Origin of the sequence: Amycolatopsis bartoniae, from assembly GCF_014191255.1 — a bacterium.
GTDB classification, from domain to species: domain Bacteria; phylum Actinomycetota; class Actinomycetes; order Mycobacteriales; family Pseudonocardiaceae; genus Amycolatopsis_E; species Amycolatopsis_E bartoniae.
The window spans coordinates 1,051,015-1,074,583 of record NZ_JACHWH010000001.1 but is presented as its reverse complement, the minus strand read 5'-3'; the positions used below and the strand labels follow the sequence as shown (position 1 = coordinate 1,074,583).

The window sequence follows — 23,569 nt, the reverse complement described above, 5'->3', positions numbered from 1 at the left end:
TTACCCGACGTTCGCGGGCTCGCGCTCGTCGAGCTGCTTGGTGAGGCTTTCGCCCTCCACGTCGACGTTCGGCAGCACGCGGTCGAGCCAGCGCGGCAGCCACCACGCCTTCGCGCCCAGCAGCGACATCACCGCGGGCACGAGCGTCATCCGCACCACGAACGCGTCCACCAGCACGCCGAACGCGAGCGCGAAACCGATGGACTGGATCAGCGTGGTGTCCGCGAGCACGAACCCGGCGAACACGCTGATCATGATCAGCGCGGCCGCCACGACGACGCGCGAACCGTGCCGGAAGCCGGTGATCGTGGCCTCCTGCGCCTCGGTGCCGTGCACGTACTCCTCGCGCATCCGCGTCACGAGGAACACCTGGTAGTCCATGGCGAGACCGAACAACACGCCGATCAGCAGGATCGGCAGCATGCTCATGATCGGCGCGGTCGACTTCACCCCGAGCAGGTCGTCGAGCCAGCCCCACTGGAACACCGCGACGACGGCGCCGAACGTGGCGACCACCGAGCCGAGGAAGCCGAGCGTGGCCTTGAGCGGCACCACGAGCGAGCGGAACACCAGCATCAGCAACAGGAACGCGAGCCCGACGATGAGCGCGAGGTAGGGCAGCATCGCGCCGGCGAGCTTCTCGGACACGTCGATCTGCAGCGCGGTCTGCCCGGTGACGGCGAGTTCGGTGTGCCCGGCCTGGTTCCGGATGTCGCCGACGAGCTTCTCGGTCTGCTCGCTGCTCGGGCCGCTCTTCGGGATGACGGTGAACATCGCGGTGTCGTGCTGCGCGTTGAACTGCGGCTGCGTCACGGCGGCGACGTCGCCGAGCCGCGAGATGCGGTCCGCGGCCTCCGTGGTGTTCTGCGGAGTCGCGTCGGAGACGACCACGATGAGCGGGCCGTTCACGCCGGGACCGAAGCCCGACGAGACGATGTCGTACGCCTTGCGCTGCGTCGAATCCGGCGCGGCGGTCGCGTCGTTCGGCAGGCCGAGCTGCATGCTCAGCGCCGGGATCGCGACGACGAGCAGGCCGAGGACGGCGATGACCAGCACGGGCACGCGGTGCCTCGCGACGAAGCGGGCCCAGCGTTCGCCGTTCGTGGTGCGGGTCTGCTCGCGTCGTCTGCCGAGCACCTTGCGGCCGGCGAAACCGAGGATGGCGGGCAGCAGCGTCAACGCGATCAGCACGGCGACGGCGACGGTCGCGGCGGCCGCGACCCCCATCTGGCCGAGGAACGGGATGCCGACGACGGTGAGCCCGACCAGCGCGATGATCACGGTGAGCCCGGCGAACACGACGGCCGAACCGGCGGTGCCGACGCTGCGGGCCGCGGCCTGTTCGGGATCGTGGCCCTGGCCCAGTTCGTGGCGGTAGCGGGAGACGATGAACAGCGCGTAGTCGATTCCGACGGCGAGGCCGAGCATCAGCGCGAGGATCGGGGTGTTGGAGTTCAGCTCGGTGAAGCCGGAGACGGTGAAGAGGCCCGCCATGCCGACGCCGACGCCGAGCAACGCGGTGAGCAGCGGCAGCCCCGCGGCGAGCAGTGAGCCGAATGTCACGGTCAGCACGATCGCGGCGACCACGACGCCGAGTCCTTCCGTGGCACCGGTTTCGGGCATGCCCTCGATCGCGTCGCCGCCGAACTCGACGGTCAGCCCGGCGTGCCGGGCCGGTTCGGCGGGCGCCTGGACGGCCTCGCGATCGCTCTCGGTCAGCTCGGACGCCTGGACGCCGTAGCTGATCTGCACGAGCGCGACGCGGCCGTCCGGCGAGACCATCTTCGTCTGGAACGGGTCGCTGACCGTGCGCGCTTTCGGTGCGGTCTTGAGCGCGTTGACGAGCTGTTCGACGGTCGGCTGGTTCACCGGATCGGTGAGCTTCTGACCGGCCGGTGCCTCGATCGCCACGCGGGCGGTGGCGCCGCCGACGGATGCCTGCGGGAAGCGCTCCTTGAGGTGGTCGATCGCCCGCTGCGACTCGGTGCCGGGGATGGTCACGGAGTTCGTGAGCTGGCCGGACAGGGTCAGCGCCCCCAGGCCGAGCACGATCAGCACCGCGGCCCAGACCGCGGTGACGAGCCTGCGGCGGCGGAACGAGAACCGAGCCAGCCGGTAGAGCGCAGTGGCCACGAGCGCGCCTTTCCTCTCAGTCGATCGGGTGACATCGACGCTAGCCGATCGGCAAGGGGCCGTCCAAGCCGATCGGCTAGTGTGTGACTAGCCGCACGGCTAGCGCCCTGGAGGTTGCCGGAGCTCGTGGTGGCACGTACCCTCGGCCTGTTCACGGGGAGGGTGCGATGACAGCCGCGACGGCGAGCGGCCGGGAAGACACGAGGACGCGCCTGCTCGCCACCGCGTTGCAGCTGTTCACCGAGCACGGCGTGGAGGGCACGTCGCTGCAGATGATCGCGGACGCGCTGGGGGTCACGAAGGCGGCGGTGTACTACCACTTCAAGACGAAGGACGAGATCGCGGGCGCCGTGGCCGAACCGGGGCTGCGCGAGCTGGAGCTGGTCGTCGAGGAGGCTTCGCGGCTGCGCCGGCGGGGCGCGCAGATCGACCACCTGCTGACGGGTTTCGTCGACGTCGTGGTGCGACACCGGGCGCTGGTGGCGTTGTTCGCACGGGATCCCGGCGTGACGCGCGCGCTGGCGGACTCGTGGTCGGACATCTACGGGGGGCGGATGCTGGAGCTGTTCGCGGGCCCGGAGGCGGACGAGTCCCGCGCGATCGCGGCGCACGCGGCCATCGTGGGCATCGCGCTGACCGGCGGGGCGCCGCAGTTCGCGGCTCTTCCTGACGACACCCTGCGTGCCCACCTGGTGGAAGTGGGCCGGCGGTTGCTGGGGCGGCCTCGCCGGGCGACGTGAGCCCGGAATTGTCGGTGGCGGGTGGTAGACCTCGGTGATCGACGATTTCCTGGGGGGAACGATGAATGCCGAGCTGGTCGAGAGCTGGACCACCCCGCTGCCGCGCGAATGCCTGCGGTGCTACCTGGCGCGGGTCCTGCACGACCACGGCTGCGACCACAGCCTGCGCTGGACCACCCGGTGGCGTGCGTCCTGCGCGCCCTCGGTGGCCGCGGTGCTGCGGCACGCCCGGTGCGACTGCGCGCTTTTGGCGGCGGGCGGGGCTTCTCGGGGTGGTACGCCGGCACCGTGCGCGGGGGTTACGCGGCTGGGCTCCACACGTCCCTGTCGGCGGTGGCCGCCGTGAGGGTGGCGCCTGTCCGGCGACGGCCGCTGTGCGGTATGTCGGCGGCTCCGCGGGGCCGGATGCAGTCGGTTCGGCTCGATGGCGCCACCGTGCAGCGCTCGAACCGCCGCCTTCAATTGCCGATCACCAGGGCCGGAACCGGCCCGCGAGCACTGCCCAAGTCCCGGAGGTCCCGTCACCGCTACTCGAACTGCCCCACCGGCGCCGCTAGACCCCGCCCTCCAGGGCGGGTTTCAGCAGCCTCGCGCCGGGGCCGAAGTGGGACATCTGGTCGTCCTGGTTGTACAGGCCGCACACCCGAAGGGAGAGACAACCGCACCCCACGCAACCCGTCAGCCGGTCGCGCAGGCGCTGCAGCGCGTCGATCCGCGCGTCGAGCTCCTCCTGCCAGTTCCGCGACAGCCGGGCCCAGTCCGCCTTCGTCGGCGCGTGGTCCTTCGGCAGCGTCGCCAGCGCACTGCTGATCTCTTCGAGACTCAGCCCCACCCGCTGCGCCGCCCGGATGAACGCGATCCGCCGCAGCACGGTCCTCGGGTAGCGGCGCTGGTTGCCCGCGGACCGCTCCGAGGAGATCAGCCCGCGGTCCTCGTAGAACCGCAGCGCGGTGTGCGGCACGCCACTGCGTTCCGCGACCTGCCCGATGCTGAGGTGGTCGCCAAGCTTGGTCACACGACCAGCCTAACCTTGACTTCAACCTAAGTCGAGGTTGCACCGTGACGGCATGACCACCGCCACGCCGGACCTGTCCGCCCTGATCGCCCGCCTGACCGGCGACGAGAAGCACGAGCCCGCCGCGCAGTCCACTGTGGACGTTCTGTGGGTGCTGTACGACCGCGTCCTGAACATCTCGCCCGCGAACGCGCACGACCCGCGGCGCGACCGCTTCCTGCTGTCCAAGGGCCACGGCCCCATGGCCTACTACGCCGTGCTGGCCGCCAAGGGCTTCCTGGACCCCGCCGAGCTCGACGACTGGGCGTCGGCAGGCTCCCGCCTCGGCCTGCACCCCGACCGCACCCGCGTACCCGGCGTCGAGATCTCCAGCGGCTCCCTCGGCCACGGCCTCGCGCTGGCCACCGGCACCGCGCTCGGCCTGCGGGCGCAGCACATCGACTCCCGGGTCGTCGTGCTCGTCGGCGACGCCGAACTCGACGAGGGTTCCAACTGGGAGGCCGTCGCGCTCGCCGGCCGCCTCTCCCTCGACCGGCTGACCGCCGTCGTGATCGACAACCAGTCCGCCACCTACGGCTGGCCCGGCGGCATCGACCGGCGCTTCGCCGTCGAGAACTGGGTCACCCGCACCGTCGACGGCCGCGACCACGACGCCCTGTACGACGCCTTCACCACCCCGCACCCGCACGCACCCCTGTGCGTGGTCGCCGTCGTCGAACCGAAGGAATCCTGACCAGTGCTGGACATGCGCGAAACCTTCCTGTCCACAATAGACGAAATGCTGGACGCCGACCCCCGGCTGGTGCTCGTGCTCGCCGAGATCTCCGCCGCCCAGCTGGCCGGCACCCGGCGGCGCCACCCGGACCGCGTGCTCAACGTCGGCATCCGCGAACAGGCGCTCGTCGGCGTCACCGGCGGCCTCGCGCTCGCGGGCCTGCGCCCTGTCGCGCACAGCTTCCCGCCGTTCCTCGTCGAGCGGCCCTACGAACAGGTGAAACTCGATCTCACCCACCAGGGTGTCGGCGCGGTCCTGGTCTCCGCGGGCGCGTCCTACGACAGGTCGTCCGACGGCCGCACGCACCAGTCACCGGGGGACGTCGCGCTCCTGGACACCATCCCCGGCTGGACCGTGCACGTGCCCGGCCACCCGGAGGAAGCCCGCCGGCTGCTGCTCGAATCCCTGCCCGGCGACGGCAGCGTCTACCTCCGGCTCAGCTCGCAGGCGAACGCCGAGCCCCACCTCGGCGCCGGGTTCCAGACCGTCCGGCAGGGACACGACGGAGTGGTGCTGGCCGTCGGCCCCCTGCTCGACAACGTGCTCGCGGCCACCGAAGGGCTCGACGTCACAGTGCTCTACGCGCACACCGTCCGGCCCTTCGACGCCAAGAGCCTGCGCGCTGCGACCAACGACCGTGCCGACGTCGTCCTCGTCGAGCCGTACCTCGCGGGCACCTCCGCGCACCACGTCGCGGAAGCCCTCGCCGACGTGCCGCACCGGCTGCTCAGCCTCGGCGTCCGCCGCGACGCGGAGGTCCGTCTCTACGGCACCCCGGCCGACCACGACGCCGCGCACGGGCTCGACGTGCCGGGCCTCACGTCCGCGATCCGCGGGTTCTACGGCTGAAGCGTTCTGCGCTCCGGCACCACCGCCTCCGCCGGTAGCAGCCGGCACAACGACTCCGCCGTCACCCGCAGGTCCTCGGCCGCGGCTGCCGCCTGCTCCAGCTCGCTGCACACCGTGTGGTGCACGCCGGGCTCCTGCCCCGGCGGGGTGAGCAGCGGGCAGTCGCGCAGCCCGTCGAGGATCCGGGTGAGGGCGGAGGCGGTGCCGGTGAGGTCGTGCATCAGCGTGCGGACCTCGGCCGCGTCCAGCTCGCGTGCGTCGAGGTGCTGCAGCTCGTCGGCGAGAAGTCCGGTCAGGGCAAGGATCTTCCGGCCGGGGCGTGCCCTGGAACTGTGTTGTGACCGCATAGTCACTCCCTTTGCCTGCCCCCGCCGAACTCATTCCCCGCGGTCCGGGAGTTCAAACCGGACTTTCCCGTGCTGGAAGCGTCCGCGGGGCCACCCTAGACTGGCGGGGTGACTCGCGTCGTGATTCTGGATTACGGTTCCGGGAACCTCCGCTCCGCCGAACGTGCCGTGCGCCGCGTCGGCGCCGAGGTCGAGGTGACCGCCGACCCGCATGCGGCGCTGGAGGCCGACGGGCTGGTGGTGCCCGGGGTGGGCGCGTTCGCCGCGTGCATGCGGGGGTTGCTCGCCGTCGGCGGTGAGAAGATCATCGGCACGCGGCTGGCCGGCGGCCGCCCGGTGCTGGGCATCTGCGTCGGGATGCAGATCCTGTTCGAGCGCGGGGTCGAGCACGGCGTGGAGTCCGAGGGCACCGGCGAGTGGCCGGGCACGGTGGAGCGCCTGCACGCCGACGTCGTGCCGCACATGGGGTGGAACACGGTCCGCCCGCCCGCCGATTCGCAGCTGTTCGCCGGAATGGACGCCGGCACGCGGTTCTACTTCGTGCACTCCTACGCCGCGCGCCGGTGGGAGCTCGACTCGGGCCTGCCGGGGCAGCAGCCGAAGGTGACGTGGGCGCACCACGGCGAGGACTTCGTGGCGGCCGCGGAGAACGGGCCGCTGTGGGCGACGCAGTTCCACCCGGAGAAGTCCGGCGACGCGGGCGCGCACCTGCTGGAGAACTGGCTGCGGAGCCTTTGAGCAGCTCAGCTATCGTGGCCGCGTGACTTTCACGCTCCTTCCCGCCGTGGACGTGGCCGACGGCCAGGCCGTCCGGCTCGTCCAGGGCGAAGCCGGTACCGAGACCTCCTACGGGGACCCGCTGGAGGCGGCCCTGGCGTGGCAGCGCGACGGGGCGGAGTGGATCCACCTGGTCGACCTCGACGCGGCGTTCGGCAAGGGCTCGAACCGGGAGCTGCTGGCCCGCGTGGTCGGCCGGCTGGACGTGCAGGTCGAGCTGTCGGGCGGCATCCGCGACGACGCGTCGCTGGAGGCCGCGCTGGCCACCGGCGCCCGCCGGGTGAACCTGGGCACGGCGGCGCTGGAGGACCCGGAGTGGACCGCGAAGGCCGTCGCCACGTACGGCGACCGGGTCGCCATCGGGCTGGACGTGCGCATCACCGAGGCGGGGCACCGGCTGGCGGCGCGCGGCTGGACGCAGGACGGCGGCGACCTGTGGGAGGTGCTGGAGCGCCTCGACCGCGACGGCGCCGCCCGGTACGTGGTGACGGACGTGAGCAAGGACGGCACGCTCAAGGGCCCGAACGTGGAGCTGCTCCGCGAGGTCGCGGCCCGCACCGACGCCCCGGTGATCGCCTCGGGCGGAGTGTCCAGTTTGGACGATCTGCGCGCGCTGGCGGCCCTCGCGGGCGACGGCGTGGAAGGTTCGATCGTGGGCAAGGCCCTCTACGCGGGGGCTTTCACGTTGCCGGAGGCACTGGCCGCCGTCCGCTGAGCGCGTCAGGCCCCGTCGTCGGCCAGTAGCAGTCGCTCGTCGGTGTCGAAGCAGGTGCGCGTGTTCGTGTGGCAGGCCGGGCCGACCTGGTCCACCCGCACGAGCACGGTGTCCGCGTCGCAGTCCAGGCGCACCTCGCGCACGTGCTGCACGTGCCCCGACGTCTCGCCCTTCACCCACAGCTCCTGGCGGCTGCGGGACCAGTACGTGCCGCGGCGGGTGGTGAGCGTGCGCTCCAGCGCTTCGTCGTTCATCCACGCCACCATCAGCACGTCCGACGTCGCGTGGTCCACCACCACGGCGCAGATCAGGCCGTCGGCGTTCCGCTTGAGGCGGCCGGCCAGTGCGGGGTCGAGGCTCACGCGGCGTCTCCGAGCAGGTAGCGGCGCATGGGCCCGGAGTTGAGCAGCACCCACGCGTAGACGTAACCGGCCGCGAGCAGGCCGGAGAACAGCTTGAACAACAGCACCGCGCTGGCCAGCAGCAGGAACGCGTGCAGCAGGGCGAGCAGCGCGGCGACGGCGAACCCGAAGAACCGCGCGGACGGCATCCGCAGCGCCAGCCCGGCCGTGACGAGCCCGCCGAGGACCACGCTCGCGATCGGCAGCAGCAGCGTGCGCGGCGACGCCTCGGACGTGGTCACGATGATCACCCCGAGCAGCGTGTACGCCAGCCCCAGCCCGACCATCAGTGCCATCGTCACCCGGACTTCGATGCGCTTCACCGGACCTCGACCCCGCCCCCGCGCAGGGACTCCTTGACGTCGCCGATCTTCAACTGTCCGAAGTGGAACACGCTGGCGGCCAGCACGGCGTCGGCCCCCGCGCGCACCGCGGGCAGGAAGTGCTCCACCGCACCGGCGCCGCCGCTCGCGATCACCGGCACCCGCACGACCTTGCGCGTCAGCTCGATCAGCTCCAGGTCGAAGCCGTTCTTGGTGCCGTCGGCGTCCATCGAGTTCAGCAGGATCTCGCCGACCCCCAGCTCCTCGCCGCGCGCGGCCCACTCGACCGCGTCGATCCCGGTGCCCTTGCGGCCGCCGTGCGTGGTGACCTCGAAACCGGACGGCGTCGGCTCGCCGCCCTCGGGCACGCGCCGGGCGTCGACCGACAGCACGATGCACTGCGCCCCGTACCGGTGCGACGCCTCGCGCAGGAACTCCGGCCGCGCGATCGCCGCCGTGTTGATGCTCACCTTGTCCGCGCCCGCCCGCAGCAGCCGGTCCACGTCCTCGGTGGTGCGCACGCCACCGCCGACGGTGAGCGGGATGAACACCTGCTCGGCCGTGCGGCGCACCACGTCGAAGGTGGTCTCCCGGTTGCCGGAGGAGGCGGTGACGTCGAGGAACGTCAGCTCGTCCGCGCCCTCGGCGTCGTACAGGCGGGCCAGCTCCACCGGGTCGCCCGCGTCGCGCAGGTCGGCGAAGTTGACGCCCTTCACCACTCGGCCGGCGTCGACGTCCAGACAGGGGATCACCCTCACGGCTACGGACATATGCCCAGCTTAATGGGCGCCGTTTCGCCCGTAGGGTGGGCGGGATGTGGTGGGGATTGCTGTGTGCGTTGGTCGCGGCCGTGGCGTACGGGGTGGCGTCGGTGTTCCAGGCGGTGGCGGCGCGGGCCGTCGCCGCGGGCGACGGCGGGGTCGACCCGCGGCTGCTGGTCCGGGTGTTCCGGCAGTGGCGGTACGTGCTGGGCACGGGCCTGGACGTGCTGGGGTTCCTCGCGCAACTGGTGGCGTTGCGGGTGCTGCCACTGTTCGTCGTGCAGGCCGCGCTCGCCGCGAGCCTGGCGGTGACGGCCGTCGCGGCGATGGCCATCGGCACCCGGCTGCACGCTCGCGAATGGACGGCCGTGGTGCTGGTGTGCGCGGGGCTCGCGCTGCTGGGCGCGTCGGCGCAGAGCGAGGGTTCGGAGCCGGTGGGCCTGGCCTTCCACGTCGGGCTGCTGGTGGCGACGGGAGTCGTCGGGGCCGTCGGCATGGCGGCCGGGCGGCTGCGCGGCACCGCGCTCGGGCTGGTGGCGGGGCTGGAGTTCGCGCTGGTCGCGCTGGCCGGGCGCATCGTCTCGACCAGCAGCGTGGGGGCGTTCTTCGCGGACCCGGCGCTGTACGCGGTGGCTGTCGCGGGCGCGCTCGGGATGCTGTTCTACGCCTCGGCGCTGCAGCGGGGCGGCGTGACCACGGCGACGGCGCTGATGGTGGTCGGGGAGACCGTGCTGCCGTCGCTCATCGGGGTGTTCGCGCTCGGGGACGCGACGCGCGCGGGCTTCGGCTGGGTCGCCGTCGCGGGGTTCGCCGTGGCGGTGGCGGCCGCGCTCGCGTTGGCCCGCTTCGGCGAGGTCGGTTCATAGTGGCGGCATGACTTCCGAGACCGAACGGCTGATGGCCGAGAAGTACGTGCTGGTGACCACGTACCGCAAGGACGGCACCCCCGTGCCGACGCCCGTGTGGGCGGCGCCCTACGGCGACGAGCTGGCGCTGTGGAGCGAACGCAAGGCGGGGAAGGTCAAGCGGATCCGGCGGGACGGGACCGTGCGCGTGCAGGGGTGCGACCTGCGCGGGCAGCGCACGCACGGGCCGGAGTTCGCCGGGCGGGCGCGCCTGCTGGACGCCGCGGAGAGCGAGCGCGTGCGGAGCCTGATCGCGAAGAAGTACGGGATCGTCGGCCGTGTGTCGATGTTCTTCAGCCGCCTGCGCGGCCCCGCGGACCGCACGGTGGGCATCGCGATCCGGCTCCAGGAACCGGCGTAGGAACCACCGCGGTTTACCGCGGAAAAGAGCTGGAATCGATCTTACGGGTGAACTTCGGATCTCGTTGTCTGATTCGTTGCCAAGGCCGTCGATCTTCGGAACTGTATGGGGACGAGACAATCTCCCCGAGAAACCCGAAGGGTGCGGCGATGAGCGATACGCGGATGTATTACGGGCAATTGCGCGGTAGGGCGCGGCAGTTGGTCAAACGGCTCGACGAGGCGATGCACGGCCTGATGGCGGTGGAGACCGCGATCGAGGACGTCGTGCGAGCGGACATGGACAATCCCGGAGAACTGTCCACTACGGACCGCGGTGATCTGCGGCAGTTCCTCGAGACGGCCCAGTTCTCCGTCCGCGCGGCGGAACGGATCGCGAACGAGCACGTGAACGACGTCGAGCGCGCAATGCGGCGGCTGGGAATGGACCCGGAGAAGATAGTGGTCCCGGTCAATTCGAACGTGTGGAACGGAGGGGGCCAGTGAGGTAGCGCTGGAGCGTGGGGCCCACCGCCGCCACGAGCACCTCGACGTCGGCCGACGCGAAGGGCTCGAAAGCCGCGACGTACCGCGCCATGCCGATGCCGATCAGCTGGGAGGCGCACAGCGTGGCGCGCAACTGGGGCTGGTCGGTCTCGATCCGGGCCGTGATCCTGCTGAGGACGTTCTCGACGAGGAAGTTCCGCAGCCCGATCGCGGCCTGGTCGTGACTGGCCAGGCTGCGCACGAGCGCGGGGAAGGTGCCGCCGGAGGTGGAGTCCCACGCGGTGACGAACCGCCGGACGATCCGTTCGCCGAGCGAGTCCAGGTCGCCCTCCACCAGGGTGGCCACCACGTCCTGGGCGTCGACCGGCAGCTGCAGCACGGCCTTGGCGAACAGGGCGTCCTTGCCGCCGAACCAGTGGTTCACCATGGCCGCGTCCACGCCCGCCCTGGCGGCGATCGCGCGCACCGTGGCACCCTCGTAGCCGTTTTCGGAGAACACCGCCCGGGCGGCTTCGAGGAGCGCGGCGCGCGTGTCCTGGCCGCCGGGGCGGCGGCCGCGGCGCTTGGCGGCCTTCGGGTCGTCGGCGGTGGTCACCAGTCCATGATGGCGCGCCCTGTCCCGGAATTCAACAGAGTGTGAATTAGTGCCGGTGCGGCTGGAAAACTCCTCAGCGGCACAATGGCGGCATGGTTGCTGCCCATTCCGCGTCCGGCGGCCTCGGTGCCGTGAGCCCCGGCCGCGACGAGTTCCGCGCGCTCGCCGAGGGCCGCCGGGTGATCCCGGTCGTCCGGCGGCTGCTCGCCGACGGGGAAACCCCGGTCGGCGTGTACCGCAAGCTGGCCGCGGACCGGCCCGGAACGTTCCTGTTCGAGTCGGCGGAGAACGGCGAGTCGTGGTCGCGCTGGTCGTTCATCGGCGTGCGCAGCCCGGCGGCGCTCACCGTGCGCGACGGGAAGGCGGTGTGGGAGGGCACGCCGCCGGTCGGGCTGCCGACGGAGGGCAACCCGCTGGAGGTGCTGCGCGAGACCGTCGCGGCGCTGCACACCGAGCCGCTGCCCGGCATGCCGCCGCTCACCGGCGGGATGGTCGGCTATGTCGGCTACGACGCGGTGCGCTGGCTGGAGAAGCTGCCGGAGCTGGCCGAAAAGGACCTCGACATTCCCGAGCTGACCATGCTTCTGGCCACCGACCTCGCCGCGGTCGACCACCACGAGGGCACGGTCACGCTCATCGCGAACGCCGTGAACTGGGACGACTCACCCGAGCGGGTGGACGCGGCGTACGACGACGCCGTCCGCAGGCTGGAGCGGATGACGGAGGAGCTGCGCGCGCACGCGCCGTCCACCACGGCGGTGTTCGAGCGGCCCGCGCCCGAGTTCCGGCGGCACCGCAGCAAGGAGGACTACCACCAGGCCGTCGAGAAGGCCGTCGAGGCGATCAAGGCCGGCGAAGCGTTCCAGGTGGTGCCCTCGCAACGGTTCGAGATCGCCACGCAGGCCGACGCGCTGGACATCTACCGGGTGCTGCGCACGTCCAACCCCAGCCCGTACATGTACCTGCTGCGGCTCGAAGGCTTCGACATCGTCGGCTCCAGCCCCGAGTCGCTGGTCACGGTCCGCGACGGGCGCGCCACGACGCATCCCATCGCGGGCACTCGCTGGCGTGGCGTGGACCCGGAGGAGGACGCGCAGCTGGCGAAGGACCTGCTCGCGGACGAGAAGGAGCGCGCCGAGCACCTGATGCTCGTCGACCTGGGCCGCAACGACCTGGGCAAGGTGTGCAAGCCCGGCACCGTCCGCGTGGTCGACTTCTTCACCATCGAGCGCTACAGCCACGTGATGCACATCGTGTCCACCGTCACCGGCGAGCTGCGCGACGACCGCACGGCGTTCGACGCCGTCGCGGCGTGCTTCCCCGCGGGCACGCTCTCCGGTGCGCCGAAGGTGCGCGCGATGCAGCTGATCGAGGAACTGGAGCCGGTCCGCCGCGCCCTCTACGGCGGCGTCGTCGGCTACTTCGACTTCGCCGGCGACGCCGACACGGCTATCGCCATCCGCACCGCGCTGGTGCGGGACAACGTGGCGTATGTGCAGGCAGGCGGCGGGGTCGTGGCCGACTCGGTGGCCGACTACGAGGACAACGAGTCGCTGAACAAGGCGCGCACGGTGCTCTCCGCCGTCGCCGCCGCGCAGACGATGGCCCCCGCGCGGGCCCTGGACCCGGCCGATGACGTCGCCAGCGCCCAGTAAGCGTCCACTGTGGACCATCGCGGTGCTGCTGCTCCTCGGGGCGGCGGCGCTGTGGGGCGCGTCGCGCCTGGTGTGGTCCGCGCAGCAGCGCGACGGCGGCGTGCGCGGCATCGTGCTGGAGACGCACACGGGCGCGCAGGTGCAGGGCGCGCTCGTGCCGCTGGCCGTGCTCGCCGTGGCGGGCGTGGCCGGGGCGATCGCCACCGGCGGCTGGCCCCGGCGGGTCCTCGGCGTCGTCCTCGCGGCGGCCGGGCTGTGGGCGGTCTGGCTGGCCGTCGACGGCGTCTCGTTCGGCGGTTTCCCCGTCGGGACACCGGTGTGGCAGATCTTCACCGGTCGCGGACTCGCGCTGCTCGGGGGAATTCTCGTGCTGCTCGGCGGGTTGACCGCTACCAGGAAGGCAGGAGCCATGCCGAGACTGGGCGCACGCTACTCGGCGCCCGGCGTGAAGAAGACGGCACGGGACCCGGACACCGAGCTGTGGGAGGCGCTCTCCGAAGGCGAAGATCCGACCAAGGACTAGCGGGCTTGGCCGCCAAGGCATGTCCGACCCGGGACCGGCACGGAATTGTGCGCGGGTTAGCATCTTTTCTGCGGGAAGGGGAAGGTGTTTGTGAGCCAGCTTTCGAGTGAAAACCTGGATGCGCCTGGGAACGGGGGCACCCGGTGACCGTTCTCGAAGAAATCATCGCCGGTGTCCGCGCCGATCTCGCCGAGCGCGAGAAGGCACTGCCGTTCGACGAGCTCAAGGTCCTCGCCGCCAAGGCCGCGCCGCCGCGGGACGCGGCCGGTGCGCTGCGCGAGTCCTCGATCGGGGTGATCGCGGAGGTCAAGCGGCGCAGCCCGTCCAAGGGTGAGCTGGCCCCGATCGCCGATCCGGCCGCGCTGGCCAAGGACTACGAGGAGGCCGGGGCGCGCGTCATCAGCGTGCTCACCGAGCAGCGCCGCTTCGGCGGGTCGCTCGCCGACCTCGACGCCGTGCGCAAGGTGGTCGACGTCCCGGTGCTGCGCAAGGACTTCGTCGTCAGCCCGTACCAGGTGCACGAGGCCCGCGCGCACGGCGCGGACATGGTGCTGCTGATCGTGGCGGCGCTGGAGCAGAACGCGCTGGTCTCGCTGCTCGACCGCGTCGAGTCGCTCGGCATGGCCGCCCTCGTCGAGGTGCACAACGCCGAGGAGGCCGACCGCGCGCTGGAGGCCGGGGCCCAGATCATCGGCATCAACGCGCGCAACCTGCACACCCTGGAAGTGGACCGCGACGTGTTCGGCAGGCTCGCCCCCGGACTGCCGTTCGACGTGACGAAGGTCGCCGAGTCCGGTGTCCGCGGCCCCGGTGACCTGATGGCGTACGCCGGGCACGGCGCCGACGCCGTCCTGGTCGGCGAGGGTCTCGTCGCCTCGGGTGACCCGAAGGGCGCGCTGGTCAAGCTGGTCACCGCCGGTTCGCACCCCGCCTGCCCGAGGCCAAGCCGATGAGCGACACCACGCGCACCGAGCACGACCCCGACGAGCGCGGCTACTACGGCCCGTACGGCGGGCGGTTCATGCCGGAGGCGCTGATCGGCGTCGTCGACGAGGTGGCCGCCGAGTACGACAAGGCCCGCACCGACCCCGACTTCGTGAACGAGTTCCACCGGCTCCTGCGCGACTACGCGGGGCGGCCGTCGCTGCTGACCGAGGCCCCGCGCTTCGGCGAGCACGCCGGCGGCGCACGGGTGTTCCTCAAGCGCGAGGACCTCAACCACACCGGCTCCCACAAGATCAACAACGTGCTGGGCCAGGCGCTGCTCACCAAGCGGATGGGCAAGAAGCGCGTCATCGCCGAGACCGGGGCGGGCCAGCACGGCGTCGCCACGGCCACCGCGTGCGCGCTGCTGGACCTCGACTGCGTGGTCTACATGGGCGAGGTCGACACCGAACGCCAGGCGCTGAACGTGGCCCGGATGCGGCTGCTCGGCGCCGAGGTGATCCCGGTCAAGACCGGTTCCCGGACGCTGAAGGACGCGATCAACGAGGCCCTGCGCGACTGGGTCACCAACGCCGACACCACGCACTACCTGTTCGGCACCGCCGCGGGCCCGTACCCGTTCCCGACGATGGTCCGCAACTTCCACAAGGTCATCGGCGAGGAGGCCAGGGCGCAGATCCTGGAGCAGACCGGCCGTCTGCCCGACGCGGTCGCGGCGTGCGTCGGCGGCGGGTCCAACGCCATCGGCATCTTCCACGGCTTCATCGACGACCCGGACGTGCGGCTCGTCGGGCTGGAGCCGGGCGGGGACGGCGTCGAGACCGGGCGGCACGGCGCGACGCTCACCAAGGGCACGCCGGGCAACCTGCACGGCGCGATGACGTACCTGCTGCAGGACGAGGACGGCCAGACGATGGAGTCGCACTCCATCTCGGCCGGGCTGGACTACCCCGGCGTCGGTCCCGAGCACGCCTGGCTCAAGGACACCGGGCGTGCCGAGTACCGCCCGATCACCGACGCGCAGGCGATGGAGGCGCTGCGGCTGCTGTCGCGCACCGAGGGCATCATCCCGGCGATCGAGTCCGCGCACGCGCTCGCCGGTGCGCTGGACCTGGGCAAGGAGCTGGGCCGGGAGGCGCTGATCCTGGTCAACCTGTCCGGGCGCGGCGACAAGGACATGGACACGGCGGCTAAGTGGTTCGGGCTGGTGGACAAGTGAGTTTGCAGGCTCTCTTCGAGCAGACGCGCAGCGAGGGCCGGGCGGCGCTGGTCGGGTACCTGCCCGCCGGGTACCCGAGCGTCGAGGGTTCGAAGGACGTGTTCGCGGCCATGATCGACGGCGGCGCGGACCTCGTCGAGGTCGGCGTGCCCTACTCCGACCCGGTGATGGACGGGCCGACGATCCAGCTCGCCTCGGACGTCGCGCTCAAGCAGGGCTTCCGGCTGAAGCAGCTGTTCGAGGTCGTGGAGTCGGTGTCGTCGCGCGGCGGCCGGGCCGTAGTGATGACGTACTGGAACCCGGTGCACCGCTACGGCGTCGACCGCTTCGCGCGGGACCTCGCGTCGGCGGGCGGGCTGGGCATGATCACGCCGGACCTGATCCCGGACGAGGCCGCGGAGTGGATGGCGGCGTCGAAGGAGCACGGGCTGGACCGGATCTTCCTGGTGGCGCCGTCGTCCTCGGAGGAGCGCCTCGACCTCACCGCACGGGCGGCCTCGGGCTTCCTGTACGCGACGGCGGTCATGGGCGTGACCGGCGCGCGCGACCAGGTGGGCTCGGGAGCGGCGGAACTGGTCCGGCGCGCACGGGCGCACACGGACCTGCCGATCGGCGTCGGTTTGGGCGTGAAGTCGCGGGAGCAGGCGGCCGAGGTCGCGGGCTTCGCGGACGCGGTGATCGTGGGCTCGGCGCTGGTGACGAAGGCCGCCGAGGGAGTCGACGCCGTGCGGGCGTTGACGGCGGAGCTGGCCGAAGGAGTACGGCAGCCGGTCACGGCTTGAGCCGGGTTTGCACAGAACCTCAGAGTTGGGTGATCATCCCGTCGCCTGAGAAGTGACCCAAAGCCGCGCTGCGCGCGAAAAGCCGCGCTGCGCGCGATGGTGGTTGCGTGGGCGCCCCGATCGCTGATTGTTTAACGGTCGCCACGGTGCGTCAAGGGCGCCTTCGGCGTCGCTGCGCGATGAGGCTTCGCCTCACCCTTGACACACCGTGCCGACCGCTAATGACGGCTTTGTATCGGGGACGGGGGAGGACCGGGCGGGGAGGGGGCGTTGCTCGGTTTTCGTTGCGGGGTTCTGTGGGGTGGGGTGCCGGTGTTCTGTCGTTGCCGTGAAAGGCTGGGGCTATGGCCAAGCCGTCTCCCCTGCAGTTGCGCAACATCGTCATGGCCGTGCTGATGGCCGCCGCCGGGATCTGGAACGGCTGGCGGGGTGGGCCGGTGTGGTTGACGGCCATCTTCGGGGTCGGCTGTGTGCTCGCGGTGGGTTCGGCGTTCCTCAACGGGCGAGAAGCGGGCCGCTGATCACGGGGTGATCAGCTCGACCGTCGGAAAGTACGTGCGATACCGCGCCGCATCCCTGGTCAACAGTGCGAACCGGGAGACCGCCGCGTGTGCTCCGATGAAGAAGTCCGGTAGGGGCGCAGTCTTCGTACCGCCCCCGCGGCGGTAGGTCTCGAAGCACTTGGCCGCGAGGAAGGCGGCCGACCACGGTAACGGCGTTCGGCTGAAGTCGTCCGGCGACAGTGCGTCGTCGAGGTCTTCGATCTTCGTGAACCGCACCGAAACCTCGGCGTAGACGATGGGGTTGATCACCAGGGGACCCGCGTCGGCGGCTTTTTCCAGTGCCTCGGCCGACCAGGCGAACCACTGCTCGTCCTCCGTGAGGACATCGATGAGCACGTTCGAGTCCACGAGGGTGGCCAACGCGTCACACGTCCCGCGTCAGGGCCATGATCTCGGCGGTGCTCAGCGCCACGTCACCACGGCCCCGCAACCGCTCCACCAGGCGACGCCCGCGGGAAGGGCTGCCCGAGGCGCGCTTGATCCGCGCACCGTCCTCGTCCAGCACGAACTCCACCTCGTCGCCCGGACCCAGCCCCAGCCGTTCCCTGATCGCCTTGGGGATGGTGACCTGGCCCTTCTCCGTCAACCGCACGAAGTAAGAGTATTACTTTTCCGAGTAATACTCCACTTTCCGGCCTTCACGTCCTTCCCCCGTCCGCGCAGGCTACGGTGGCCCCGTGCACACCGTGTTTCTCGCGACGATCCCCAGTCCCGACCGGGGGGTTTGGCACCTGGGGCCGATCCCGCTCCGCGCCTACGCCCTGTGCATCATCCTGGGCATCATCCTCGCCATCTGGTGGGGTGAGCGCCGCTGGCAGGAGCGCGGCGGGACGAAGGGCACGGTCGTCGACATCGCGGTGTTCGCGGTGCCGTTCGGGATCGTCGGCGGGCGGCTGTACCACGTCATCACCGACAACGAGCTGTACTTCGGCCCCGGCAAGGAGCCGATCAAGGCCCTCTACATCTGGGACGGCGGGCTCGGCATCTGGGGCGCCATCGCCCTCGGCGCCGTCGGGGCGTGGATCGGCTGCCGCCGCAAGGGGGTTCCGCTGCCGGCCATGGCGGACGCCATCGCGCCCGGCATCGTGGCCGCGCAGGCCATCGGGCGCCTGGGCAACTACTTCAACCAGGAACTCTACGGCGCCCACACGTCGCTGCCCTGGGGCCTGGAGATCTACCAGCGCTTCGACCCCAGCAACCCCAGCATCCCCGACCAGGGGGCGGACGGCGTCGCCTTCGGGCACATCCCCCTGCCGGACAGCCCGGTGCAGCCGACGTTCCTCTACGAGCTGCTCTGGAACCTCCTCGTCGCGGCGTTCGTCGTGTGGATGGACCGCCGCCTGAAGCTCGGGCACGGCCGGGCGTTCGCCCTGTACGTCGCGGGCTACACCGTCGGCCGCTTCTGGATCGAGCTCCTGCGCTCCGACCACGCCAACCACATCCTCGGCCTGCGCGTCAACGTCTGGACCGCGATCCTGGTGTTCCTCGGCGCGATGATCTACTTCTTCGTCGCCCGCAGCCGCGGGCCCCGCGAAGACCCCGAACTGCTCAGGACAGAGCCGGCCGGACCGCAGAAGACCGAAGAGCTGGAACCAGGCGCTCACCGCGACGCGGAGTGACCGCCGTAGGGGGCGGAGCAGCAGGCTAGAGGTCCGGCAGGCCGAGGTCCAGGTTCGGCGCCTGCAAGCCGCCGTCGACCTCCAGCACCTTTCCGGTGACGTACGCGCCCGCGGAGGAGGCGAGGAACAGGATCGCGGCGGCCACGTCCTCCGGGTCGCCGATGCGCCGCAGCGGCGTCGCCGACTCCATCTTCTCGCGGATCTCCGCGTTGCTCGTCACGAGGTCGAGCGCCGAGGTGGCCACCGAACCGACCGCGATCGCGTTCACCCGGATCCGCGGCGCGAGGTCCACTGCCGCCAGTCGCGTCCAGTGCGCGAGGGCGGCTTTCACCGTGCCGTACGCCGCGAAGCCGCGGCCCGCGATGCGGCCCATGTTCGACGAGATGCTCACCACCGCACCGCCGCCCGCCTCCAGCATCGCGGGCACGGCGGCGGTGGTCAGTGCGTGCGCGGTGGCGACGTTGAACCGGAACGCCTCTTCGAGGAACTCCGGCGTGGTCTCCAGCAGCGGCCGCGGATAGGTGCCGCCGACGTTGTTCACCACGATGTCCAGGCGCCCGAACGCCTCCACCGCGGCGGCGGCGAGCGCTCCGGCGGCCGCGGGATCGCTGAGGTCCGCGGGCACGACGTGCGCCCTGCGGCCCGTCCGCGCCACGCGTTCGGCGACCTTCTCCAGGTCGGCCTGGGTGCGGGCGGAGAGCACGACGTCCGCACCCGCCTCGGCCAGTGCGACGGCGGCGGCCGCGCCGATGCCGCGCCCCGACCCGGTGACCACGGCGACCTTGCCCGGCACCCGGAAGCGATCCAGGATCATGCCCGGACTGTAACAGGTTCTAGTCCCCGCGGGCAGCCGCCGCGAGGGCCCGGCTGGCGTTCGCGGCGCCTTCGGCGACGTCGTCGACGCCCGGTGAGTAGCGGCTGATGAAGCCGCTCAGGTGCAGGACGGCGAACCCGTGCGCGGCCGCGATGTGCTGCTGCAGCAGGTCGAGCGCGGACTGGGCGTCCCCGGTCAGCTCCAGCGCGATCGGCAGCAGGACGTCCATCACCGCGCGCCCCGCCTCACCGAGCGCGGGGTCGGCGAGCGGGCGCAGCTGTGCGGCGAAGACCAGGTCGAACCCGGCTCGGTGCCGCACGACGAAGCGCACGTACGCACCCGCGGTCGCCGCGAGCGCTTCCGTGGGATTTGCCGTTTTCTCAAGCGCCGCACGGAGATCGGCCGCCAGCAACTCCGCCGCCCGTGTCGCCGCGGCCTTCAGCAACGCGAGCCGCGTGGGGAAGTGCCGGTAGGGCGCGCCCGGGCTCACGCCGGTGCGGCGGGCCGCCTCGGCGACCGACAGCGCGTCGATCCCGCGCTCGGCGATCAGCTCCAGCGCCGCTTCGACGAGCGCGGCCCGGAGGTCCCCGTGATGGTAGCTCTCGCGCTTGGCCACTCGACCAGAGTAATGTAAGTAGGGTATTACATTGATCGGAAGGGTCGGACATGACGGAAATCGAAGGCAAGGTCGTCGCGATCACGGGCGCGGGCAGCGGGATCGGCGAGGCGACGGCGCTGTTGCTCGCCGAGCGCGGCGCGAAGGTGGTCCTGGGCGCCCGTCGCGTGGAACGGTTGGAGGACCTGGCGAAACGCATCATCGGCGCGGGCGGGGAGGCTGCCTTCGCGCCGACGGACGTGACCCGGCGGCAGGACCTGGTGAACCTCGTCGACGTGGCCCGCGAGCGCTTCGGCCGCCTCGACGTCCTGGTCGGCAACGCGGGCGTGGCCACGGTCGCGCCGCTCGACGAGCTGCGCGTGGACGCCTGGGACCAGATGGTCGACGTGAACCTCAAGGGCGTGCTGCACGGCATCGCCGCCGCGCTGCCGGTGTTCCGCGCGCAGGGCTCGGGGCAGTTCGTGACGATCGCCTCGACCTCGGCGTACCGGACCGTACCGGGGCAAGCCGTCTACTCCGCCACCAAGGTCGCCGTGTGCGCGTTGTGCGAGGGCCTGCGCCAGGAGGCGGGCGACAGCCTGCGCGTCACGATCGTTTCGCCCGGCATGACCAGGACCGAGTTCGTCGAGGGGGCGCCGGAGCCGATGCGCGCGATGGTGGACAAGGTCGCCATCGGCCCGGACGCGATCGCCCGCGCGGTCGCGTTCGCCGTCGGGCAGCCGGCCGACGTGGACGTGAACGAGGTCGTGGTGCGCCCGACGGCGCAGAGCTAGTCAGCGGGGGCGGACGGGGGTGACGACCAGTTCGCCGCGGGGCGCGGTCAGGATGTCGGCGGTCGCGCCGTAGTGCTGCGCGAGTGCTTGCGGCGTCAGGACTTCCGCCGGTTTTCCGGCCGCGGCGACCGTGCCGTCGGACAGCAGCAGCACCCGGTCCGCGTACTGGGCGGCGAACGTCAGATCGTGCAATGTGGACACCACGGTGGTGCCGTCCTCACGGCGCAGCCGGTCGATCAGCTCCAGCATCGCCTGTGCGTGCCCGAGGTCCAGCCCCGTCGTCGGCTCGTCCAGCAGCAGCACGCTCGCCTGCTGCGCCAGCACCCGCGCGAGCACCGCGCGCTGGCGCTCACCGCCGGACAACGTGCCCAGGGCGCGTCCCGCCAGCCCGGCGAGGTCGAGCCGGGCGAGTGCTTCGTCCACAACGGACAGATCGGCCGCGCTTTCGCGCGCGAGCAGACCCAGGTGCGGGGTGCGGCCGAGCAACGCGTAGTCGGTGACGGTGAGCCCGGCGGGCAGCACCGCGTCCTGCGGCGCGTACCCCAGCTTCCGCGCCTTTTCCTTGCGGGACAACGAAGGCACCGGCCGGTCGTCGACGAGGACGCGGCCGGTGCCCGGCAACAGCCCGGCCATCGTCTTGAGCAGCGTGGACTTCCCGGCGCCGTTCGGCCCGACGATCGCGAGCCAGCTGCCCGCAGGCACCGTCACGGACACCTCGTGCACGACCTCGCGCCCGTCGTAGCCCGCGCGCACGCCCTCCAACCGCAGCGCCGTCATGACACCTTCCCCCGTGAGGACCGCAGCACGGCCACGAAGAACGGTGCCCCGGCGAACGCCGTCACGACGCCGAGCGGCAGCTCGCCCGGCAGGACCGTACGGGCCACCTGGTCCGCGGCGATCAGGAACACCGCCCCGCCCAGCAGCGAAAGCGGGACCACTACGCGGTAGCTGGCCCCGGCCAGCAACCGCACCACGTGTGGCACCACGATGCCGACGAACCCGATCAGCCCGCTCACCGACACCGCGGCCGCCGTCGCCAGCGACGCCGCGGCGAGCAGCAGCAGCCGGACGCGCGCGGGCCGGACGCCGAGCGACTCGGCCTCCGCGTCGCCGAGCGAGAGCACGTCCAGCAGGCGCGCGCTCACGCACAGGATCACCGCCGCGACGGCGATGTAGGGCAGGGCGACGAGGACCTCGTGCCAGCCGCTGACGTTCAGCCCGCCCAGCAGCCACGTGTAGACCTGCCGGATCGTCTCGGTGTTGAGCTGCTGCGCGAACGTCTGCACCGCCGACAGGAACGACCCGACGGCGACGCCCGCCAGCAGCAGGCCCGCTGTGCCGCCGCCCCCGGTGGTCCGGCCCAGCAGCCAGCTCAGCCCCACGCCGCCGAGAGCCCCGGCGAACGCGGCCGGCGGCACCCAGCCGCTCGCCCCGGGGGTGGCGACGACCACGATCGTCGCCGCCATCCCCGCGCCCGCGGCCGCGCCCAGCAGGTACGGGTCGGCGAGCGGGTTGCGGAACACGCCCTGGAACGTGGCGCCGGACATGGCGAGCGCGGCGCCCACCAGCCCCGCGAGCAGGACGCGGGGAACCCGCAGCTGCCACACGATCGCGGCCTCGCGGGCCGTCAGCGGCGAGCGCCCGCCGGTCGCCTCGGCGAAGATCTCGCCGAGCACCCGCCGCCAGCCCAGGTCCGCGGCGCCGATCAGGACCCCGGCGAGGAGCGCCACGAGCAGCACCAGCACCGCGGCGACGACGAGCCAGGGGCGCAGGCGCGTGACGTGCGCCCTACTTGCCCGCATCGGTCACGTCGGCTGAGATCGCGCGCACGAGGTCCACGATGCGCGGGCTCCACCGCGAGGCGAGATCGTCGTCGAGCGGGAAGACGTGCCCCTCCTTGACGGCGGTCAGCGTGTTCCAGCCCGGCCGGGCGGCGACGGTCTGCGCGCTCTGCCCGCAGCACTTCGTGTCCGCCAGGAAGACGACGTCCGGATCGGACTGCAGGATCCGCTCCGCGGACAGCTGCGGGTAGCCCCCGTTGGCGGCCGGGTCGGTGCCGTCCGCGATGTTCGTCAGCCCGAACCGCGCGAGCACCTGCCCGAGGAACGTCTTCGACGTCACGCTGTAGTAGGTCTGGTCGAGCTCCCAGTAGAAGCTGAGCGGCCGGGCCGGTTTCGGCGTGGCGGCGATCACCTGGTCGATGTCGGAACGGGTCTGGCGGGCCAGGCTCTCGCCCTCGGCCTGGTGGCCGGTGGCCCGGCCGAGGTCGAGGAACTCGGCGTAGGCGTCGTCGAGGGTCTTCGCGTCCGGCATCACGAGCGTCTTCGTGCCGGTCTTCGCGAGCGCGGCCGAAAGGCCGTTCGTGTCGGCAGAAGTGACCACAAGATCGGGGTGGTAGCCCGCGATTGCCTCCGGGTCCGGGCTCAGCGCGGACAACGCGGTGTGCGGCGCCTGGGGTGGGTAGTCGGACTGGGAGTCGACCGCGACCACCTGCGCGCCCGCGCCCAGCGCGAACAGCGTTTCGGTGGCGGACGGCGACAGGGAGACGATCCGGGCGGGCTGGGAGTCGATGGTCACCGAGCCGATGGTGACCGGGAACACCGCCTCGGTGTCGGGCTTCGCGGGGGAAGCCTCGTCCTGCTGGTGGCTGGCGCAGCCGGCGAGCACGAGCAGGACCACGAGCAGGAGCGGAAACCGGCGTGTCATCTGGACCTCTGTGGACGGCCCCCGGCGTCGCGCCGTGCCGTGCCCGGTCACGCCGCACCTCTGAGCCGGAGGTGAGGGGCGTCGGCGCGCGACGGCGATCTGGCTTCGGCCCGTGTACGGACCGTCACAGTTGCGGCACAGCACCGGATTCCCACCGGTTTCCCCGTCCGCG

The 23,569-nt window shown here is 71.8% G+C and carries 31 protein-coding genes; 17 read left to right on the top strand and 14 right to left on the bottom strand.

Annotated elements, in window-relative coordinates:
- Nucleotides 1-2,133, bottom strand: coding sequence for an MMPL family transporter (locus FHX82_RS05285; protein WP_145935496.1), 2,133 nt, complete (start codon nt 2,131-2,133; stop codon nt 1-3).
- 167 nt (nt 2,134-2,300) lie between these two features.
- On the opposite strand from FHX82_RS05285, the gene FHX82_RS05280 reads away from it, so the two are divergent.
- Nucleotides 2,301-2,873 (top strand): TetR/AcrR family transcriptional regulator, encoded by a 573-nt coding sequence (locus FHX82_RS05280; RefSeq protein ID WP_145935495.1) that lies wholly within the window; start codon nt 2,301-2,303, stop codon nt 2,871-2,873.
- 61 nt (nt 2,874-2,934) lie between these two features.
- On the top strand, nt 2,935-3,219 hold the full coding sequence (locus FHX82_RS37960; protein ID WP_145935494.1) for a DUF2695 domain-containing protein: 285 nt from the start codon (nt 2,935-2,937) through the stop codon (nt 3,217-3,219).
- A gap of 207 nt (nt 3,220-3,426) precedes the next feature.
- Here FHX82_RS37960 and soxR read toward each other — a convergent pair whose 3' ends face one another.
- Nucleotides 3,427-3,888, bottom strand: a complete 462-nt coding sequence (gene soxR / locus FHX82_RS05270; protein ID WP_145935493.1) for a redox-sensitive transcriptional activator SoxR — start codon at nt 3,886-3,888, stop codon at nt 3,427-3,429.
- Between the two features lie 52 nt (nt 3,889-3,940).
- Between soxR and FHX82_RS05265 the strand changes: the two genes are divergently transcribed.
- Nucleotides 3,941-4,621, top strand: coding sequence for a thiamine pyrophosphate-binding protein (locus tag FHX82_RS05265; RefSeq protein WP_145935492.1), 681 nt, complete (start codon nt 3,941-3,943; stop codon nt 4,619-4,621).
- 6 nt (nt 4,622-4,627) lie between these two features.
- Nucleotides 4,628-5,512, top strand: a complete 885-nt coding sequence (locus FHX82_RS05260) for a transketolase family protein (protein WP_145935561.1) — start codon at nt 4,628-4,630, stop codon at nt 5,510-5,512.
- On the opposite strand, the gene FHX82_RS05255 is transcribed toward FHX82_RS05260, so the two are convergent.
- Complete coding sequence (locus tag FHX82_RS05255) at nt 5,503-5,859, bottom strand: hypothetical protein (RefSeq protein ID WP_145935491.1); 357 nt, start codon at nt 5,857-5,859, stop codon at nt 5,503-5,505. The two genes, FHX82_RS05260 and FHX82_RS05255, sit on opposite strands and share 10 nt — an antisense overlap.
- 108 nt (nt 5,860-5,967) lie before the next feature.
- Here FHX82_RS05255 and hisH point away from each other — a divergent pair, with 108 nt between their 5' ends.
- Nucleotides 5,968-6,597, top strand: coding sequence for an imidazole glycerol phosphate synthase subunit HisH (gene hisH, locus FHX82_RS05250; RefSeq protein WP_145935490.1), 630 nt, complete (start codon nt 5,968-5,970; stop codon nt 6,595-6,597).
- A gap of 22 nt (nt 6,598-6,619) precedes the next feature.
- Nucleotides 6,620-7,351, top strand: coding sequence for a bifunctional 1-(5-phosphoribosyl)-5-((5-phosphoribosylamino)methylideneamino)imidazole-4-carboxamide isomerase/phosphoribosylanthranilate isomerase PriA (priA, locus tag FHX82_RS05245; RefSeq protein WP_145935489.1), 732 nt, complete (start codon nt 6,620-6,622; stop codon nt 7,349-7,351).
- A gap of 5 nt (nt 7,352-7,356) precedes the next feature.
- Here the strand turns inward: priA and hisI are convergent, their stop codons facing one another.
- From hisI to hisF, 3 genes are read right to left on the bottom strand one after another with little or no spacing between them, the layout of a single operon-like run.
- On the bottom strand, nt 7,357-7,713 hold the full coding sequence (gene hisI, locus FHX82_RS05240) for a phosphoribosyl-AMP cyclohydrolase (protein WP_145935488.1): 357 nt from the start codon (nt 7,711-7,713) through the stop codon (nt 7,357-7,359).
- A complete protein-coding gene (locus FHX82_RS05235) occupies nt 7,710-8,075 on the bottom strand; it encodes a hypothetical protein (RefSeq protein ID WP_229881499.1) in 366 nt (121 codons plus the stop codon). The genes hisI and FHX82_RS05235 overlap by 4 nt, the downstream gene beginning before the upstream one ends.
- Complete coding sequence (hisF, locus tag FHX82_RS05230; RefSeq protein ID WP_145935487.1) at nt 8,072-8,845, bottom strand: imidazole glycerol phosphate synthase subunit HisF; 774 nt, start codon at nt 8,843-8,845, stop codon at nt 8,072-8,074. Before hisF ends, FHX82_RS05235 begins: the two co-directional genes overlap by 4 nt.
- A 44-nt stretch (nt 8,846-8,889) precedes the next feature.
- On the opposite strand from hisF, the gene FHX82_RS05225 reads away from it, so the two are divergent.
- From FHX82_RS05225 to FHX82_RS05215, 3 genes are all read left to right on the top strand, one after another.
- Complete coding sequence (locus FHX82_RS05225) at nt 8,890-9,702, top strand: DMT family protein (protein WP_145935486.1); 813 nt, start codon at nt 8,890-8,892, stop codon at nt 9,700-9,702.
- A gap of 7 nt (nt 9,703-9,709) precedes the next feature.
- Nucleotides 9,710-10,102 carry a PPOX class F420-dependent oxidoreductase gene (locus FHX82_RS05220; protein WP_145935485.1) on the top strand — a complete coding sequence of 131 codons (393 nt, stop codon included), beginning with the start codon at nt 9,710-9,712 and terminating at the stop codon, nt 10,100-10,102.
- A 149-nt stretch (nt 10,103-10,251) separates the two neighbouring features.
- Nucleotides 10,252-10,587 carry a hypothetical protein gene (locus tag FHX82_RS05215; RefSeq protein ID WP_145935484.1) on the top strand — a complete coding sequence of 112 codons (336 nt, stop codon included), beginning with the start codon at nt 10,252-10,254 and terminating at the stop codon, nt 10,585-10,587.
- Here the strand turns inward: FHX82_RS05215 and FHX82_RS05210 are convergent.
- Nucleotides 10,553-11,182: a TetR/AcrR family transcriptional regulator gene (locus tag FHX82_RS05210; protein WP_145935483.1), complete on the bottom strand. Its 630-nt coding sequence runs from the start codon at nt 11,180-11,182 to the stop codon at nt 10,553-10,555. The two genes, FHX82_RS05215 and FHX82_RS05210, sit on opposite strands and share 35 nt — an antisense overlap.
- Nucleotides 11,183-11,274: 92 nt before the next feature.
- Between FHX82_RS05210 and FHX82_RS05205 the strand changes: the two genes are divergently transcribed.
- The 6 genes from FHX82_RS05205 to FHX82_RS05180 all read left to right on the top strand — a co-directional run bounded on the left by FHX82_RS05205 (nt 11,275) and on the right by FHX82_RS05180 (nt 16,827).
- Nucleotides 11,275-12,837, top strand: coding sequence for an anthranilate synthase component I (locus tag FHX82_RS05205; protein ID WP_145935482.1), 1,563 nt, complete (start codon nt 11,275-11,277; stop codon nt 12,835-12,837).
- Nucleotides 12,815-13,360, top strand: coding sequence for a Trp biosynthesis-associated membrane protein (locus FHX82_RS05200; protein ID WP_145935481.1), 546 nt, complete (start codon nt 12,815-12,817; stop codon nt 13,358-13,360). The genes FHX82_RS05205 and FHX82_RS05200 overlap by 23 nt, the downstream gene beginning before the upstream one ends.
- A 143-nt stretch (nt 13,361-13,503) precedes the next feature.
- Nucleotides 13,504-14,313, top strand: a complete 810-nt coding sequence (gene trpC / locus FHX82_RS05195) for an indole-3-glycerol phosphate synthase TrpC (RefSeq protein WP_145935480.1) — start codon at nt 13,504-13,506, stop codon at nt 14,311-14,313.
- Nucleotides 14,310-15,524 carry a tryptophan synthase subunit beta gene (gene trpB / locus FHX82_RS05190; protein ID WP_145935479.1) on the top strand — a complete coding sequence of 405 codons (1,215 nt, stop codon included), beginning with the start codon at nt 14,310-14,312 and terminating at the stop codon, nt 15,522-15,524. Before trpC ends, trpB begins: the two co-directional genes overlap by 4 nt.
- Nucleotides 15,521-16,306: a tryptophan synthase subunit alpha gene (gene trpA, locus FHX82_RS05185; RefSeq protein ID WP_145935478.1), complete on the top strand. Its 786-nt coding sequence runs from the start codon at nt 15,521-15,523 to the stop codon at nt 16,304-16,306. Before trpB ends, trpA begins: the two co-directional genes overlap by 4 nt.
- 344 nt (nt 16,307-16,650) lie before the next feature.
- On the top strand, nt 16,651-16,827 hold the full coding sequence (locus tag FHX82_RS05180) for a hypothetical protein (RefSeq protein WP_183176483.1): 177 nt from the start codon (nt 16,651-16,653) through the stop codon (nt 16,825-16,827).
- On the opposite strand, the gene FHX82_RS05175 is transcribed toward FHX82_RS05180, so the two are convergent.
- Both FHX82_RS05175 and FHX82_RS05170 read right to left on the bottom strand, forming a co-directional pair.
- Nucleotides 16,828-17,229: a type II toxin-antitoxin system VapC family toxin gene (locus FHX82_RS05175; RefSeq protein WP_145938536.1), complete on the bottom strand. Its 402-nt coding sequence runs from the start codon at nt 17,227-17,229 to the stop codon at nt 16,828-16,830. It abuts the gene before it with no gap.
- 4 nt (nt 17,230-17,233) lie between these two features.
- Entirely contained in the window at nt 17,234-17,461 is a 228-nt protein-coding gene (locus FHX82_RS05170; RefSeq protein WP_145938535.1) for an AbrB/MazE/SpoVT family DNA-binding domain-containing protein, read from the bottom strand.
- 85 nt (nt 17,462-17,546) lie between these two features.
- Between FHX82_RS05170 and lgt the strand changes: the two genes are divergently transcribed.
- On the top strand, nt 17,547-18,488 hold the full coding sequence (gene lgt, locus FHX82_RS05165) for a prolipoprotein diacylglyceryl transferase (protein ID WP_145938534.1): 942 nt from the start codon (nt 17,547-17,549) through the stop codon (nt 18,486-18,488).
- 25 nt (nt 18,489-18,513) lie between these two features.
- On the opposite strand, the gene FHX82_RS05160 is transcribed toward lgt, so the two are convergent.
- Together FHX82_RS05160 and FHX82_RS05155 are read right to left on the bottom strand one after the other, a co-directional pair.
- Nucleotides 18,514-19,302 carry an SDR family oxidoreductase gene (locus FHX82_RS05160; RefSeq protein ID WP_145938533.1) on the bottom strand — a complete coding sequence of 263 codons (789 nt, stop codon included), beginning with the start codon at nt 19,300-19,302 and terminating at the stop codon, nt 18,514-18,516.
- Nucleotides 19,303-19,321: 19 nt separating this feature from the next.
- Nucleotides 19,322-19,918, bottom strand: a complete 597-nt coding sequence (locus FHX82_RS05155) for a TetR/AcrR family transcriptional regulator (protein WP_145938532.1) — start codon at nt 19,916-19,918, stop codon at nt 19,322-19,324.
- A 50-nt stretch (nt 19,919-19,968) separates the two neighbouring features.
- Here FHX82_RS05155 and FHX82_RS05150 point away from each other — a divergent pair, with 50 nt between their 5' ends.
- On the top strand, nt 19,969-20,691 hold the full coding sequence (locus tag FHX82_RS05150) for an SDR family oxidoreductase (RefSeq protein ID WP_145938531.1): 723 nt from the start codon (nt 19,969-19,971) through the stop codon (nt 20,689-20,691).
- On the opposite strand, the gene FHX82_RS05145 is transcribed toward FHX82_RS05150, so the two are convergent.
- The 3 genes from FHX82_RS05145 to FHX82_RS05135 are packed head-to-tail and all read right to left on the bottom strand — an operon-like array spanning nt 20,692 to nt 23,397.
- Nucleotides 20,692-21,468 (bottom strand): ABC transporter ATP-binding protein, encoded by a 777-nt coding sequence (locus tag FHX82_RS05145; RefSeq protein ID WP_145938530.1) that lies wholly within the window; start codon nt 21,466-21,468, stop codon nt 20,692-20,694.
- Entirely contained in the window at nt 21,465-22,493 is a 1,029-nt protein-coding gene (locus FHX82_RS05140) for a FecCD family ABC transporter permease (RefSeq protein ID WP_145938529.1), read from the bottom strand. The genes FHX82_RS05145 and FHX82_RS05140 overlap by 4 nt, the downstream gene beginning before the upstream one ends.
- The gene (locus tag FHX82_RS05135; protein WP_183176482.1) at nt 22,480-23,397 is read right to left on the bottom strand and encodes an ABC transporter substrate-binding protein; all 918 of its coding nucleotides are present in this window, start codon (nt 23,395-23,397) and stop codon (nt 22,480-22,482) included. Before FHX82_RS05135 ends, FHX82_RS05140 begins: the two co-directional genes overlap by 14 nt.
- Nucleotides 23,398-23,569: the final 172 nt, after the last annotated feature.

Bases quoted from the DNA above. Each gene is read 5' to 3' on its own strand.
- FHX82_RS05265 (WP_145935492.1), top strand. From the start codon at position 3,941: ATGACCACCGCCACGCCGGACCTGTCCGCCCTGATCGCCCGCCTGACC.
- FHX82_RS05180 (WP_183176483.1), top strand. From the start codon at position 16,651: ATGGCCAAGCCGTCTCCCCTGCAGTTGCGCAACATCGTCATGGCCGTG.
- FHX82_RS05280 (WP_145935495.1), top strand. From the start codon at position 2,301: ATGACAGCCGCGACGGCGAGCGGCCGGGAAGACACGAGGACGCGCCTG.
- FHX82_RS05220 (WP_145935485.1), top strand. From the start codon at position 9,710: ATGACTTCCGAGACCGAACGGCTGATGGCCGAGAAGTACGTGCTGGTG.
- FHX82_RS05255 (WP_145935491.1), bottom strand. From the start codon at position 5,859: ATGCGGTCACAACACAGTTCCAGGGCACGCCCCGGCCGGAAGATCCTT.
- trpB (WP_145935479.1), top strand. From the start codon at position 14,310: ATGAGCGACACCACGCGCACCGAGCACGACCCCGACGAGCGCGGCTAC.
- FHX82_RS05140 (WP_145938529.1), bottom strand. From the start codon at position 22,493: ATGCGGGCAAGTAGGGCGCACGTCACGCGCCTGCGCCCCTGGCTCGTC.
- hisF (WP_145935487.1), bottom strand. From the start codon at position 8,845: ATGTCCGTAGCCGTGAGGGTGATCCCCTGTCTGGACGTCGACGCCGGC.
- FHX82_RS05135 (WP_183176482.1), bottom strand. From the start codon at position 23,397: ATGACACGCCGGTTTCCGCTCCTGCTCGTGGTCCTGCTCGTGCTCGCC.
- FHX82_RS05200 (WP_145935481.1), top strand. From the start codon at position 12,815: ATGACGTCGCCAGCGCCCAGTAAGCGTCCACTGTGGACCATCGCGGTG.
- FHX82_RS05205 (WP_145935482.1), top strand. From the start codon at position 11,275: ATGGTTGCTGCCCATTCCGCGTCCGGCGGCCTCGGTGCCGTGAGCCCC.
- FHX82_RS05150 (WP_145938531.1), top strand. From the start codon at position 19,969: ATGACGGAAATCGAAGGCAAGGTCGTCGCGATCACGGGCGCGGGCAGC.
- FHX82_RS05225 (WP_145935486.1), top strand. From the start codon at position 8,890: ATGTGGTGGGGATTGCTGTGTGCGTTGGTCGCGGCCGTGGCGTACGGG.
- FHX82_RS05160 (WP_145938533.1), bottom strand. From the start codon at position 19,302: ATGATCCTGGATCGCTTCCGGGTGCCGGGCAAGGTCGCCGTGGTCACC.
- FHX82_RS05145 (WP_145938530.1), bottom strand. From the start codon at position 21,468: ATGACGGCGCTGCGGTTGGAGGGCGTGCGCGCGGGCTACGACGGGCGC.
- FHX82_RS37960 (WP_145935494.1), top strand. From the start codon at position 2,935: ATGAATGCCGAGCTGGTCGAGAGCTGGACCACCCCGCTGCCGCGCGAA.
- FHX82_RS05215 (WP_145935484.1), top strand. From the start codon at position 10,252: ATGAGCGATACGCGGATGTATTACGGGCAATTGCGCGGTAGGGCGCGG.